13 protein-coding genes are annotated in these 12,344 nt (G+C 76.3%); 5 read left to right on the plus strand and 8 right to left on the minus strand.

All coding sequences use genetic code 11. The features are described 5' to 3' along the window. Nucleotides 1-200 precede the first annotated feature (200 nt). Genes pqqB through pqqA form a run of 4 tightly spaced genes read right to left on the minus strand, consistent with a single transcriptional unit; the run spans nucleotide 201 to nucleotide 3,507 of the window. The gene (pqqB, locus tag ACF1AK_RS10340) at nucleotides 201-1,121 is read right to left on the minus strand and encodes a pyrroloquinoline quinone biosynthesis protein PqqB (RefSeq protein ID WP_391498620.1); all 921 of its coding nucleotides are present in this window, start codon (nucleotides 1,119-1,121) and stop codon (nucleotides 201-203) included. Between the two features lie 27 nt (nucleotides 1,122-1,148). Beyond that, nucleotides 1,149-2,609 (minus strand): pyrroloquinoline quinone biosynthesis protein PqqE, encoded by a 1,461-nt coding sequence (gene pqqE, locus ACF1AK_RS10345; RefSeq protein WP_391498327.1) that lies wholly within the window; start codon nucleotides 2,607-2,609, stop codon nucleotides 1,149-1,151. Then, nucleotides 2,606-3,352: a pyrroloquinoline-quinone synthase PqqC gene (gene pqqC, locus ACF1AK_RS10350; RefSeq protein ID WP_391498328.1), complete on the minus strand. Its 747-nt coding sequence runs from the start codon at nucleotides 3,350-3,352 to the stop codon at nucleotides 2,606-2,608. Before pqqC ends, pqqE begins: the two co-directional genes overlap by 4 nt. Next, nucleotides 3,349-3,507: a pyrroloquinoline quinone precursor peptide PqqA gene (gene pqqA / locus ACF1AK_RS10355; protein WP_391498329.1), complete on the minus strand. Its 159-nt coding sequence runs from the start codon at nucleotides 3,505-3,507 to the stop codon at nucleotides 3,349-3,351. Before pqqA ends, pqqC begins: the two co-directional genes overlap by 4 nt. 329 nt (nucleotides 3,508-3,836) lie before the next feature. Here pqqA and ACF1AK_RS10360 point away from each other — a divergent pair, with 329 nt between their 5' ends. Beyond that, the gene (locus ACF1AK_RS10360; RefSeq protein WP_391498330.1) at nucleotides 3,837-5,330 is read left to right on the plus strand and encodes a glucose/sorbosone family PQQ-dependent dehydrogenase; all 1,494 of its coding nucleotides are present in this window, start codon (nucleotides 3,837-3,839) and stop codon (nucleotides 5,328-5,330) included. 121 nt (nucleotides 5,331-5,451) lie between these two features. Here ACF1AK_RS10360 and ACF1AK_RS10365 read toward each other — a convergent pair whose 3' ends face one another. After that, complete coding sequence (locus ACF1AK_RS10365; protein WP_391498331.1) at nucleotides 5,452-7,128, minus strand: PQQ-binding-like beta-propeller repeat protein; 1,677 nt, start codon at nucleotides 7,126-7,128, stop codon at nucleotides 5,452-5,454. Nucleotides 7,129-7,294: 166 nt separating this feature from the next. After that, nucleotides 7,295-7,981, minus strand: coding sequence for a hypothetical protein (locus tag ACF1AK_RS10370; RefSeq protein WP_391498332.1), 687 nt, complete (start codon nucleotides 7,979-7,981; stop codon nucleotides 7,295-7,297). A gap of 478 nt (nucleotides 7,982-8,459) precedes the next feature. Here ACF1AK_RS10370 and ACF1AK_RS10375 point away from each other — a divergent pair, with 478 nt between their 5' ends. Both ACF1AK_RS10375 and ACF1AK_RS10380 read left to right on the plus strand, forming a co-directional pair. Further along, nucleotides 8,460-8,843: a hypothetical protein gene (locus ACF1AK_RS10375; RefSeq protein WP_380293956.1), complete on the plus strand. Its 384-nt coding sequence runs from the start codon at nucleotides 8,460-8,462 to the stop codon at nucleotides 8,841-8,843. 65 nt (nucleotides 8,844-8,908) lie between these two features. Then, nucleotides 8,909-9,175 (plus strand): hypothetical protein, encoded by a 267-nt coding sequence (locus ACF1AK_RS10380; RefSeq protein ID WP_391498333.1) that lies wholly within the window; start codon nucleotides 8,909-8,911, stop codon nucleotides 9,173-9,175. Nucleotides 9,176-9,193: 18 nt separating this feature from the next. On the opposite strand, the gene ACF1AK_RS10385 is transcribed toward ACF1AK_RS10380, so the two are convergent. Together ACF1AK_RS10385 and ACF1AK_RS10390 are read right to left on the minus strand one after the other, a co-directional pair. Then, on the minus strand, nucleotides 9,194-9,907 hold the full coding sequence (locus ACF1AK_RS10385) for a ribonuclease H (RefSeq protein ID WP_391498334.1): 714 nt from the start codon (nucleotides 9,905-9,907) through the stop codon (nucleotides 9,194-9,196). Between the two features lie 87 nt (nucleotides 9,908-9,994). Next, nucleotides 9,995-10,933, minus strand: coding sequence for an alcohol dehydrogenase catalytic domain-containing protein (locus tag ACF1AK_RS10390; RefSeq protein ID WP_391498335.1), 939 nt, complete (start codon nucleotides 10,931-10,933; stop codon nucleotides 9,995-9,997). Between the two features lie 131 nt (nucleotides 10,934-11,064). Here ACF1AK_RS10390 and ACF1AK_RS10395 point away from each other — a divergent pair, with 131 nt between their 5' ends. Both ACF1AK_RS10395 and merB read left to right on the plus strand, forming a co-directional pair. Further along, entirely contained in the window at nucleotides 11,065-11,526 is a 462-nt protein-coding gene (locus ACF1AK_RS10395) for a winged helix-turn-helix transcriptional regulator (RefSeq protein ID WP_391498336.1), read from the plus strand. A gap of 5 nt (nucleotides 11,527-11,531) precedes the next feature. Then, the gene (gene merB, locus ACF1AK_RS10400; protein ID WP_391498337.1) at nucleotides 11,532-12,191 is read left to right on the plus strand and encodes an organomercurial lyase; all 660 of its coding nucleotides are present in this window, start codon (nucleotides 11,532-11,534) and stop codon (nucleotides 12,189-12,191) included. Nucleotides 12,192-12,344 lie beyond the last annotated feature (153 nt).

Here is a 12,344-nt window from a genome sequence, read left to right on the forward strand (position 1 = left end):
CGGACGGGCTGTCACCATCGTGCCTGCCGGTGCATGACAGTCCACTTCACCGGAATGATTAGTATCACGACGATCCGACAGGCTCCTGGTGGCGTGGGCCGGTACCGGGCGCCACCGTTCGGTGAACGGACGGTGGACCGGTTCGGCCGGACACGGTCAGGACGGCCCCGGCCGGGCACGGGGCGTACCCCGGGGCGGGGTCACAGGTCGAGCAGCGTCCCGTCCTCGGCGACGGCCGCGCCCGCGGCCGCCAGGGCCGGCGCCAGCGCGGCGGCCTGCGGCGAACCCCGGTGGGCGAGCGGGTTGGTGTTGTTGAGATGGGTGTAGAGGTAGCGCGGTCCCGGGCGGCGGGCCAGCAGCGGGAGCGAGTCGGTGACTGCCAGGTGGCCCATGCCGCGTGAGGTGCGGGCGCCGCCGGTGCGTTCGGCGAGTTCGTCGTCGGTGGCGAAGGTGCCGTCCAGGAGCACCACGTCGGCGTCGGCCACCGCCCGGTCGAGGGCGGGCGTCCAGGCGGCGAGGCCGGGGGCGTAGACCGCGCGGGCCCCTCCGCCCGCCTCGGTGAAGCGGTAGCCGATCACCCAGTCGGTGCGCTCGCCGGCCGGGTCGCCCGCGGGCAGTCCGGCGGGGTCGGCGGCGTACCGGGGGCGCTTGCCGCCGAGCGCCAGCGGCTCGGCCACCAGCCCGCCGGCCAGTTCGACGGGCCGGCCCGTGGTGACGGTGTGCCAGTGCACCTTGGTGTAGGGGGCCAGCAACGGCCCGGCCGGGAACGCCTCGTGCAGCGCCGTGCGGACCGGCGCGGTGGCGTGCACGGACAGCTCCGCGGCCTCCCGCAGGCTCACCAGGCCCAGGGTGTGGTCGAGTTCGCCGCTGGTGAGCAGGACGCCGCGCAGCGGGGTGGCCCGGGTGCCCGGCGGGGGTGCCAGTTCGGGCGCGGCGAGCAGCTGGGAGCGCAGGTCGGGGGAGGCGTTGACCAGGTACCAGGCGGCGCCGTCGGCGCTGATCGCCAGGCAGTCCTGGCTGCGGACGGCGCCGGTGCGGCGGGCGGTGGCGCAGCTCTCGCAGCCGCAGTTCCACTGGGGCAGGCCGCCGCCGGCGGCGGTGCCGAGGATCCGGATCTTCAGCGGGTGCTCCTCAGGGCGGGGGCGGGTTCACACCGGGCCGGAGTCGGGCGGGACGGAGGCCGTGAACCGGCGGGGGACCGGGGCCGGGGCGGGGGTCGGAGCGGCGGCCGGGCGCGGGGACTCCCGCACCAGGTGGTGGTGCGGGGAGAGGCGGCAGGCCGGGTCGGTGACGCCCGGGTCGCCGGTGAACTGGAAGGCCTGGCAGCGGCAGCCGCCGAAGTCCTGTTCGCGCAGCTCGCAGCCGCGGCACGGCTCGGGCATCCAGTCGGTGCCGCGGTAGCGGTTGAAGGCGGGCGAGTCGTGCCAGCTGGCGGCCAGCCCGTCGGTGACCGCGTTCGGCAGCGGCAGGTCCGGCAGCTGGGCGGCGGCCAGACAGGGCAGCACGGCGCCGTCCGGTGCGACGACGAGCTGCTCCTTCCCCCAGCCGTTCATGCAGGGCTTGGCGGTGCCGGAGTGGTGGTCGGCGGTCACATGGGTGATCTCGATCCGGTCGCCGTGCCGGGCCCGGGCCTCGGCGACGTCGCGCTCGGCCTGCCGGACCTGCTCGTCGTCCGGCGCCAGGTGGGCCCGGTTGACCCAGGCCCAGCCGTAGAACTGGGTGTGGGCGAGCTCCACCCGGTCGGCGCCCAGGTCGGCGGCGAGGTCGGCGATGGCGCCCAGCCGGGCGAGGTTGCCGCGGTGCAGCACCGCGTTGACGGTGAGCGGCAGCCCGGCGCCGGTGAGCAGGGCGGCCGCGGCGAGCTTGCGCTCGTGCCCGCCGGGACCGGACAGCCGGGTCAGCCCGGCCACGGTGTCGGCCTGCGACGGATCGGCGTCCTGCACGGAGAGCTGGACGTGGTCCAGGCCCGCCGCGGCGAGTTCGGCGGCGCGCGCGCCGTCCAGCGGCAGTCCGCTGGTGATCAGATTGGTGTAGAGGCCCAGCCGGCGGGCGTGCGCGACGATGACGGCCAGGTCGCGGCGCAACAGCGGTTCGCCGCCGGTGAGGTGGACCTGCAGCACGCCCAGGCCGCGGGCCTGGTCGAGCACGCGCAGCCACTCGTCGGTTCCCAGCTCGTCGCGCTGCCGCGTGAGTTCCACCGGGTTGGCGCAGTAGGAGCACTGCAGCGGGCAGCGGTGGGTGAGTTCGGCGACCAGGCCGAGCGGGGCCGGCGCCCGCTTCCCGGTGGCGGCGCCGGGCAGCCCGGCCGCCGGGTACGGCTCGGCCGGTGCGCCGGTGCCGTCGAGGGTGAGCAGCCGGCGGTCGGCGAGGTCGGCGAGCAGCGTCAGCACCTGGGCGGTGTCCACGCCCTCGTACTCCTCGGCGAGGCGGGCGGTGATCCGGCCCGCGTCGCGCCGCCCGTCGCAGTGCCGCAGTACGGCGGCGGCGGTCGCGTTCAGCAGCAGCACGCCCTCGGGGTAGAGCAGGGCGGCCTGTCGGCGCACCGGGTCGTGCACCAGCCGCACCCCGCGCCGCAGCCCGGGGGCCACGGCGGCGGGTGCGGCGTTCACCGGGCGGTCCCGGCGGTCCCGGCGGTCCCGGTGGGCACCGCGGTCTCCGCCGGCGCGTAGTCGACGGCGTCGAGCATCGCGCGCAGCACCTCGCACTTGAAGGCGAGCGCGTCCACGGCGGCTCGCTGCTGCTCGGCGGTCACGCAGTGGTCGAGCACCAGGTCGAGGGTCCGCTCGCTGTCCCGGCGGGCGTCGGGGATCCGGTGCTCGAAGTAGGCGTAACCGGCCGGGTCGATCCAGTCGTAGTGCGTGCGCCAGGCGATGACGCGCTCGGCCATGTGGTCGGGCGAGAACATCTCGGTCAGGGCCGCCGCGACGCCCTCGGTCCACGGCCGGGTCTGGCAGAAGTGCAAGTAGGCGTCGACGGCGAAGCGCACGCCGCGCGCCACGTGCCGTTCGTCCAGCACCTCGGCGCGGTCGAGGCCGACGGCCTCGGCGAGCACCAGCCAGTCGGCCAGACCGCCCTCGCCCTCCTGCGGGCCGTCCTGGTAGCCGAGCCGCCGGGTCCACTCCCGGCGGACCTCCGGCAGCGGGCAGTTGGCGATGATCGCCGCGTTCTTGCGGGTCAGGACCAGCTGGTAGTACCAGCGGTTGGCGACCCAGCGCCGCAGCTCCGGCGGCGTGCAGCCGCCGGAGTGCAGGCGCAGGTGGAACGGGTGGGTGTCCCAGTACCGTTCCCGCAGGCCGTGGAGCCTGGCCGCGAACCGCTCGCGGCTCGACGCGGTGGTGGGGGTGTGGGTCACCGAGTGGTCCGCGCGGCGTACGCGGTGACCTCGGCGCCGGTGCGGTGGCACTCCACCGCGGGTGCGGACCAGACGGGCTTGGCGGGGGCCGCCGGAGCGGACGGCGCGGTGCCGGTCGTGGTGGCGGGGAGTTGCACGGTGAGCGTGGGCTTCATGGGAGTTGCCCTCCTCGGTGAAGTGGGGGGTTCGGGGACCGGGCGGTCCCCGGACAGGACGCTACGAGCTGCCGGGCCCGCCCGCGGGCCCAACTCGCGCGGTCGCGTGACAATCGCGCTCGAACGGGTGACGTGAGGAGCCCACCGCTTGAGAACCGGTGCGGGTGTGCCGTCCGGCCGCCGCCGCGGTCCGGCCGAAGGGGCGCGGCGGCGGCGGGCATCGCGGGCAGCGGGTGGGGCCGTTCGGATGCGCTGCGCTGGCCGTGCGGGCGGAGCTGCCGGAGATTGCACTCAATGGGACAAAAGTCCCCGATCGAAAGGCAGTTGCCGTGAAGCATCGATACCCCGCGCTCGCCGCGGTCTCCGCACTGGCCCTGGGCGTCACCCTGGCCACGGGCGTCCCGGCGACGGCGGGCGGTCCGACCGGCCCTTCCGGGGCCGTGTCCAGCCCCGAGTTCGAGAGGAGCGTGCTCACCACCGGCCTCGGCGACCCCTACGAGCTGCTGTGGGGCCCCGACGGACACCTGTGGTCCACCGAGAAGAGCGGCCTGAAGGTCACCCGGATCGACCCGGAGACCGGCGAGAAGACGACCGCGCTGGACCTGACGGGCGTGGCGCACCACACCGAGGGCGGCCAGGACGGTGTGCTGGGCCTGGCCTTCCAGCAGGAGGACACCGACTGGGGAGACGGCGGTCACCGGGGCGGCGGCGGACACGACGAGGGCGAGACCTACGTCTACGTGTCGTACACCTACCTGACCGACACCCCCGCGGAGGTCACCGGCGAGACCAGGCGGCTCAAGATCGTCCGCTACACGCTCGACTGCGACGACCACACCCTCCGCAGCCCCCAGGAGGTCCTGACCGGCCTGCCCTCCGGTACCGACCACCAGTCGGCCCGCCTGCGGATCGGCCAGGACGGCAAGCTGTACTACACCGTCGGCGACCAGGGCGCCAACCAGCTCGCGCACTTCTGCAACCCGAACTGGGCCCAGCGGCTCCCCACCCAGGGCGAGGTGGACCAGCACGCCTGGTTCGGCCCGTACCAGGGCAAGATCCTGCGGATCGACCCGGACGGGTCCGTCCCCGACGACAACCCGGTCATCGACGGCGTGCGCAGCCACATCATCTCCTACGGCCACCGCAACAGCCAGGGCCTGGACTTCGCCCCGGACGGCCGGCTCTACCAGACCGACCAGGGCCCGAAGACCGACGACGAGGTCAACCTCATCCGCCCGGGCAACAACTACGGCTGGCCGTACGTGGCCGGCTGGCGCGACGACAAGGCGTACACGTACGCGAACTGGGCGGCGTCGTCGCCCACGCCCTGCACGGACCTCACCTACGACGACATCGACGTCCCGCCGTCGGTGCCGCAGCAGAAGGAGAGCGACTTCAGGGGCGCGTTCGTCCCGCCGATCAGCACCCTCGGCACCACGGTCGACAACGGCTTCGAGTTCCGCGACCCGAAGTGCGCCGAGGGCGGCCTGTACTTCATCTGCTACCCGACGGTGGCGCCCTCCAGCCTGACCTACTACGCCAAGAACGGCGTACCCGGCTGGGAGAACTCCCTGCTCATCACCACGCTCAAGGACGGCAGCGTCTACCGGCTCAAGGTCGGGCGCGACGGCAACGCCGTGGGCGACGCCGAGCGCCTCTGGACCACCCAGAACCGCTACCGCGCCACCGCGCTGTCCCCCGACGGCAGGACCGTCTTCGTGGCGACCGACAGCGCCGGCCTGGTCCGCGACGTGAACACGGGAGCCCCGTCCGCGGAACTGGAGAACCCGGGCGCCGTCCTGGTGTTCAGGCTCCAGCGGTAGCCCGCGCACCGTCCGCGCACGCCCGCCCGCACCGGACGGGCGTGCGCTTCGGTCCACCCGGTCCCCGGGAGCCGGGGGCCGGGTGGACCGGGAGCCGGCGGCCGCGCCGGTGCCGGGCGGGTCAGGCGGAGCGGCCGAACGCCAGCAGGTGGCCGTCCTTGGTGCCGACGAACACCCGCCCGCCGTCCGTCGCGGGCACCGAGAACCTGCTCACCGTGCCGAGCGGGAAGCTGCGCCGCAGCCGGAGCGTGCCGTTGGCCGGAAGCGCGTCGTAGACCCGTAGTTCGCCGTTCTGGCCGCCCGGGCCGGTGCCCGAGTAGACCACCCACACCAGGGCCGAGCCGGTGGCCGTGCCGTCGGAGGTGACGACGGGGGAGCCGGAGGCGTAGCCGAAGCCCTCGGTGCTCGTCGCGGCGCTGGTCAGCTGCGGATCCCCGGCGCCGTTCACCCCGTACTTGAGGGCGCGCAGCGAGCCGAAGTTCTCGACCAGGTAGACGTAGCCGCCGTCACCGCCCCAGACGCCCGGGTGGCCCCAGATGCCCTTGAACGGGCCGGTGGTGCCGACCACGGCGTCGGTGCCGCCGGGGCCCTGGCCCATGCCGCCGAGGCGGTCGCGGTCGAGCAGGAAGATCCGGCCGTCCTTGCCGGCCTGCACCATGAGGTGCGGGTGCGCGGCGGTGCCGAAGCCGGACGGCAGGGCGGCCGGGCCGCCGGAGCCGAGGTCCACGTCGCCGTGGTCCATCTCCCGGTTGTCGGTGGGGCTGAAGAAGTCCTTCGGGGCGAGGCTGCCGTCGGCGTTGACGCCGAGCCGGACGACCGACTCGGCGAAGTGGCCGCCGGGCCGCTCGCCCGGGCCCTTCAACGGGGAGGAGCCGTCACCGGCGCCGTTCCCGGTGGCCAGGAAGATCCGTCCGGAACCGTCCGAGACCAGGCCGCCGCCGCTCATCCAGACGCCCGCGTTCTGCGAGGCGGAACCGGATTCGGTGGACCAGAGGGTGAGTGTGCGGGTCGTGGTGCCGACGCCGGCGACCGTGCCGACGTACGTGCCGATCCCGCAGTCCGAGGCGAACCCGAAGTAGACCGCGCCGTCCAGCAGCAGCAGTCCGGCCCGCTGGGCGGAGGTGACCGGGTCGAACGGCACGCCGGGGCTGTTCACCGGCGAGCCCTGGACGGTGATCGGCCAGCCGCTGCGCTCGGCGCCCGAGCCGACGTCGAGGGCGTGCACCGAGAAGTGCGCGCCCCCGTCGCCGGACTTGGAGACCAGGTAGACCGTTCTGCTCGCCCGGTCGTAGACCGGTGTCGAGATGATCCCGGTGCCGGGGGACAGACAGGCGCTGTCGGAGGTGACCGGGGTGCCGAGCGCGCGTTGCCACCGGATCCGGCCGTCGGCCGCGTCGACGCCGTAGACGTGGTTGGTCGCGGTGGCGACCACCACGGTCGAGCCCGCGACCAGCGGTTGGGCGTAGACCGCGCCGTCCACGGCGGTGGACCAGCGGCGGCCGAAGCCGGCTGCGGAGACCTCGGCCGGGGCGAGTCCGGGTTCGGCGGCGTCCCAGGCGGTGCGCAGGGCGGTGCCGGAGACGGTCGGATTGTCGGCCCGGGCGGGCGTCGAGCCGCCGAGCGCGCCGGCGGCGAGGGCGGGGGCGAGCAGCGTCAGCCCGGAGAGCAGGGCCGCCGCGGACCGTCCGGTCCGCGCGCGCCGGACGGGCGGGGCGGGTCGGACGGGTGGGGCGGGAGCGGGAACGGGGGCGGCCGGGGCCGGTCCGGTGGGGCGCGCGGGTGGGTGAGATCGGCTCATGCGATCCGCCTTGGCTGTCGGGGAGCGGGGGCAACGGCGCCGTGGCGTCCTTGTGCGAATGACCGTGCCGCACCCGCATCCGCCCGGCACCATCGTGCCCGTCCCGTTCACGCCCCGGGGGGAACCGGCTGCGCCGGGCGGCGGCGCGGCCGGTTCCGGGGCGCGGCTACACGCTCTTGGAGAGCAGCAGCGCCAGCCCGGTGGCGGCGACCGCCTCGGCCTCGGCGTTCACGTCGTCGCCCGGGCCGCGGTCCTTGATCACCTCGACGGTGTAGGCGCGGCCGTCCTCGGCGAGGAAGTTCACCTCGGGCCGGGTGCCGTTCTTGCGGCGGAGCAGATAGGCGTCCTTGCCGGCGCCGGGGAGCGGGGTGGCCGTGTAGTCGGGGTTGGCCCGCAGCGCGGTGTACAGGGCCGGGTCCATCTCGCGGATGTGGGCGTAGGACTGCCGGGAGCCCCAGGTGCAGCCCCAGACCGGCTTGCCGTTGTCCGGGTCGGGGTGGGTGCCCCGGAACGGGCCGCCGGTGCCGACGGCGGCGACGACCTGGGGGGAGGTCAGCAGGGTGCAGGCGTCCGCGGGCCGCTTGCCGGTGCCGGCGGGGGTGCCGGCGGCGGTGGTGCCCGGGCTCGTGGCCGGGCTCGTCGTGGGGGCCGTGCTCGTCGTCGCAGCCGGGGTCGGGGCCGGCGCCGGCGCGGTGGTGGCGGGTGCGGGAGCGGCGGTGGTGGCCGGCGCGGGGGCGGCCGTCGACGAGCCGCCGCCCGAGGAGGAGCAGCCGGTCACCGCGACGGCCGCGAGGGCCAGCGCGGGCAGCAGGCCGTACCGGCGGCCGGGCGTGAGCGGTGACCTGCGGTCCATGGATTCCCCCTCCGATGGCGCCCGCCGGTGCGGCGGGCGGTGACCTGGCAGGATCCTACGGCGCCCGGCGACCCGTGATGTTCCGTTGGTGCTACAGGAGTTGGACGGATCCGTCACGGCCGGGAGCGTGCCGCGGACCGGCCGCGGGGCGGCAGCGGACCGGTCGTGGAGCGGGCGCGCCCGGGCGCCCGGGACGGCGGTCCGGGGCACGGGGGTGGTACGCGCACGTGCGGCCGGGCTCCCGGCGGCGCCGGTGCCGGGCCGAGCTGACCTGCCCGGATGCGAGGGACCCCTCCTTATCAGTGCGGGCGGGCCGCTGTCGAGCACGGGACGGCGTCTTCCCCGGACGGGTGACGTTCTGGTGAAAGTGGTCATGCCAGGAACGGCGGCCCGGCATCCTGACCTCGTGATCATGCGGATCCCGGGACGGGGCGGGGCGCGCGACCAAGGGGATGCCAGAGGGACGGAGGCCCTGAGAATGAGCACCAACCTGCCGGAGACCGTGGCGGAGGCCCCGGCCGTCCTGCCCGCGCCGCCCCGGGTGGTCGACGACCTCGCCCGCGACCTGACCCGGGCGGCGGCCGCGGTCCGTTCCGCCTCCCGGGACGGCCGGAGCGGCGGCGACCTCGCGGTGGCCGCCTACACCGCCGTGGTCTGCACGGGGCGGTCGGCGGCCCGCGCCCTGGAGGAGGCCGCCGCCTGGTGCCGGCAGGCGCCCGAGGCCGAAGTGCACTCGCTGGCCTGGGCACGCGTCCCGGGCCACCGCGACGACGTCTTCGAGTACCGGGTCACCCTCGCCGTCAGCTTCCCCGACCAGGAGACCGGCGAACACGTCGGCGACACCCACCACGCCCGGCGCTGACCGCCGCACCCGGAGCGGCCGATCGGCGGGGTCCGCCCCGGACGGCCGCTGGCTACACTCGCGCCATGGACACCCGGGGGACGAACGATCCGGCTGCCGAGGAGCGCGAACTGCCCGTCGGCGCGGCCGTGGTGGTGACGGTGCTGGCGGGGCTCTGCGGGGCCGCGGTGCTGCTGGCCGTGCTGCACGGACTGGGCTGGACGGCCCCCGGACTCGGCTGGCTGGTCGCCAAGGGCGCCGTGAAGCTCGGCGTCGGCGGGGCGGTCGGACTGGCGGCCGCCGTCACCTGGTTCAGGGCCCGCCGCACCGGGCGGGGCCGGAAGGAGTCCTGAGACGGCGGCCGGTCCGGCTCAGGACTGCGCGGCCGCGCACTCCGGGTGGCCCCAGCCGGCGCCGACCTTGGTGATCTTGTCGCCCTTGGCGTACGGGCGGGAGCACGGGCAGGTCCCGGGGAAGCGGGCGGAGAGCGTCGGCGCCTTGCCCGCCCTGCCGGACCCACCGGACGCTCCGGCGGTCCGCCGCTTGGCGGCAGACGCGGCCGGGGCGCGCCGCGCCCGCGCCGGGGTGCTCGCGGCCGGGTCCGGGACGGGCAGGTCGGCGGCGGTCCCGCCGGCCGCCTCCTGGGTGCGGGCGGCGTCACTGGCGGCCTTGTCGGCGGCGGCGTTCAGCGGATCGCCGTCCACCTGGTGGGCGGGCACGTAGACGAAGGTGACGTCCCGCCCCTCCAGGAGCCCGTCGATCCGCTGGATCAGCTCCTGATTGGCCACCGGCTTGCCCGCGGCGGTCTTCCAGCCGTTGCGCTTCCAGCCCTTCAGCCACTTCGTCACCGCGTCCCGGGTGTACGTGCTGTCCAGCCGGACCTCCAGCGGTACGGCGGGGTCCGTGGCGGACAGCAGCCGCTCCAGGGCCGTGAGCTCGCCCACGTTGTTGGTGCTGTGCCCGAGCGGGCCGGACTGCCAGCGCTGCGGCGCGCCCGTGCCGTCGGCCACCACGTAGGCCCAGGCGGCCGGGCCCGGGTTCCCCTTGGCCGCCCCGTCGCAGGCGGCGATGATTCGGTCGTTCATCCTGCGATCATGCCAGCTCACGGCGGACCCGCGGACCGCCCGCCGGATCCGCCGGGCCGCCGGGTCCGGCGCACCGGCGCACCGGCCTCAGGGCACCAGGACGAGCCGCCCGCGCAGCCCGCCGCGCACCAGGCGGCGGTGGGCGGCCGCGGCCCGCTCCAGCGGCAGGGTGTCCGCCACCCGCAGCGCCAGTTCCCGGCGCGCGGCCAGGGCCGCCAGCCCGGCGAGCGCGGCGCCGTCCGCCGTCACCCAGACGTGGGCGACCCGGATCCCGCGCAGCCCCAGCGGCGCCGCGCCCGCCGCCACCGCGACGAAGGACCCCCGGTTGCGCACCGCACCGAGCGCCGTCACGCCCAGCAGCGCCGCGTCCAGCGCGCCGTCCACCCCGCCGGGCACCAGCGCGCGCACCTCGGCGGCCGGATCGGGGGCGTCGCGCGGCACGTGCCACTCGGCGCCCAGCTCCCGCAGTGGCGCGGCGTCCTGCTCGCCCGCCAGCGCGACCACCCGCAGCCCGCGCCGTGCCGCCAGCTGCACGGCGAACCCGCCGACCGCGCCCGCCGCGCCGGTGACCAGCAGCGTCGCGCCGGCCGGCAGGTCCAGCAGGTCCAGGGCCTGGAGGGCGGTGAGCCCGTTGAGCGGCAGGGTCGCCGCCTCGACGGCGGTCACGCCCGGCGGCGCGGGGGCGAGCGCGGTGGCGTCCAGCACCAGGGCGTCGGCGTAGCTGCCGAGCGGGACGTCCAGCCGGTCGCGCAGCCCGATCACCTCGTCCCCGACCGCGAAGCCGGTCACCCCCGGGCCGAGCCGCTCCACCGTGCCGGCCACGTCCCAGCCGATCCCGACGGTCTCCCGCGGCGCCATCAGCCCGGCCTCCGTGAGCACCCCGGAGCGGGTCACCGCGTCCACCGGGTTGACCGCGGCGGCCGCCACCCGCACCCGCACCTGGCCCGGGCCGGGCTCGGGGACGGCCACCTCGGCCAGTTCCAGGACCTCCGGACCGCCGAACCGGCGGACGACCACGGCGCGCATCGCGCTCTCCCTCCCGCAGGGCCCCGCCTCCCGAACGGGCGGGGCTTGCCAACGGCCTCCAACCTAAGGAGAGTTGCTCTCCGGAAGGAAGTACGCACCTCCGAGTGCGTACCGCACGCAGAGGAGAGCCGATGGCGACCACCACCGCCGCCCAGCGCCGCTCGGCCGCCCGGGCCGGCTACGACGCCTACCTCGCCGAGTGCCCCGCCCGGCACCTGCTGGAGCGGATCGGCGACAAGTGGGTCAGCCTGATCGTCAACGCCCTCGCCGACGGCCCGCAGCGCTACAGCGACCTGCGCCGCCGCCTCGCCGGGGTCAGCGAGAAGATGCTCACCCAGACCCTGCGGTCCCTGGAGCGCGACGGCCTGCTGACCCGGACGGTCACCGCGTCCGTCCCGGCCCGGGTGGACTACGCGCTCACCCCGCTCGGCGCCGGGTTGCTCCCGCTGCTGCGGGCGATCAAGGACTGGGCGGAGGAGAACATGCCCGAGGTGCTGGCCCACCGGGAGGCCCACGACGGCCGGGCCGCGCACCCGGCGGTCCCGGCGCCGCACCCGGCGGTCCCGGCCGTGCCGCCGGCCGCGGCGGGCTGACGGCCGTGGACACCGAAGAGCTGCGGCTCGCGGTCTACCACGCCTTCGCCGCCACCGGCCGGGCCCCCGGTCACGCGGCGCTGGCCGCCCGGCTGGGCGCCACCGAACCCGAGGTCCGGGCCGGTCTGCGCCGGCTCGCCGGGGCCCGGCACCTCGCACTCGGCCCGGACGACGCGATCGTCATGGCCCACCCGTTCTCGGCCGTGCCCCTGGGCTTCTCGGTGATGGCCGGCGACACCCTGTGGTTCGGCGGCTGCGCCTGGGACTCCTTCGCGCTGCCGCACCTCGTCCCCGGCGCCGACCCCGCGCTGGTCGCCACCACCTGTCCGGCCTGCGGGCGCGCGCACGCCTGGTCCGTCGCCCGGCAGGCCCCGCCGGAGGGTGCGCAGGTGGCCCACTTCCTGGTGCCCGCCGCCCGGATGTGGGAGGACGTCGTCCACACCTGCGCCCACCAGCGGCTGTTCTGCTCCACCGACTGCGTCGACGCCTGGCTCGCCGCCACCGGCAACCCGCGCGGCAGCGTGCTCGACCTGGTCACCCTCTGGCGGCTCGCCGCGCACTGGTACGAGGGGCGGCTCGGCTCCCCGTACACCCGGCGCGAGCCGGCCGCGGCCGCCGCGTACCTGCGCTCGGTGGGGCTGAGCGGGGAGTTCTGGGGGCTGTGAGCCGCCGATCCGGGCCGGTGGGACGCCGGAGGCCCCGGGGGGCCCCCCCCCCCCGGGGGGGGGCCCCCCCCCCCCCGGGGGGGGGGGGGGGGGCCCCCCGCACACAGCCGGGCCCCGGACCCCCCGAACGCCCGCCCACCGGGGGTGCCGCCC

Source organism: Kitasatospora sp. NPDC015120 (assembly GCF_043080305.1).
In the GTDB taxonomy this organism is placed as follows: Bacteria; Actinomycetota; Actinomycetes; order Streptomycetales; family Streptomycetaceae; genus Kitasatospora.

What these genes read in the sequence shown, in the direction of transcription:
- ACF1AK_RS10375 (WP_380293956.1), top strand. Translation starts at nt 8,460, where the DNA reads ATGAGCACCAACCTGCCGGAGACCGTGGCGGAGGCCCCGGCCGTCCTG.
- ACF1AK_RS10390 (WP_391498335.1), bottom strand. Translation starts at nt 10,933, where the DNA reads ATGCGCGCCGTGGTCGTCCGCCGGTTCGGCGGTCCGGAGGTCCTGGAA.
- ACF1AK_RS10385 (WP_391498334.1), bottom strand. Translation starts at nt 9,907, where the DNA reads ATGAACGACCGAATCATCGCCGCCTGCGACGGGGCGGCCAAGGGGAAC.
- pqqA (WP_391498329.1), bottom strand. Translation starts at nt 3,507, where the DNA reads ATGAAGCCCACGCTCACCGTGCAACTCCCCGCCACCACGACCGGCACC.
- ACF1AK_RS10370 (WP_391498332.1), bottom strand. Translation starts at nt 7,981, where the DNA reads ATGGACCGCAGGTCACCGCTCACGCCCGGCCGCCGGTACGGCCTGCTG.
- ACF1AK_RS10365 (WP_391498331.1), bottom strand. Translation starts at nt 7,128, where the DNA reads ATGAGCCGATCTCACCCACCCGCGCGCCCCACCGGACCGGCCCCGGCC.
- ACF1AK_RS10380 (WP_391498333.1), top strand. Translation starts at nt 8,909, where the DNA reads ATGGACACCCGGGGGACGAACGATCCGGCTGCCGAGGAGCGCGAACTG.
- ACF1AK_RS10395 (WP_391498336.1), top strand. Translation starts at nt 11,065, where the DNA reads ATGGCGACCACCACCGCCGCCCAGCGCCGCTCGGCCGCCCGGGCCGGC.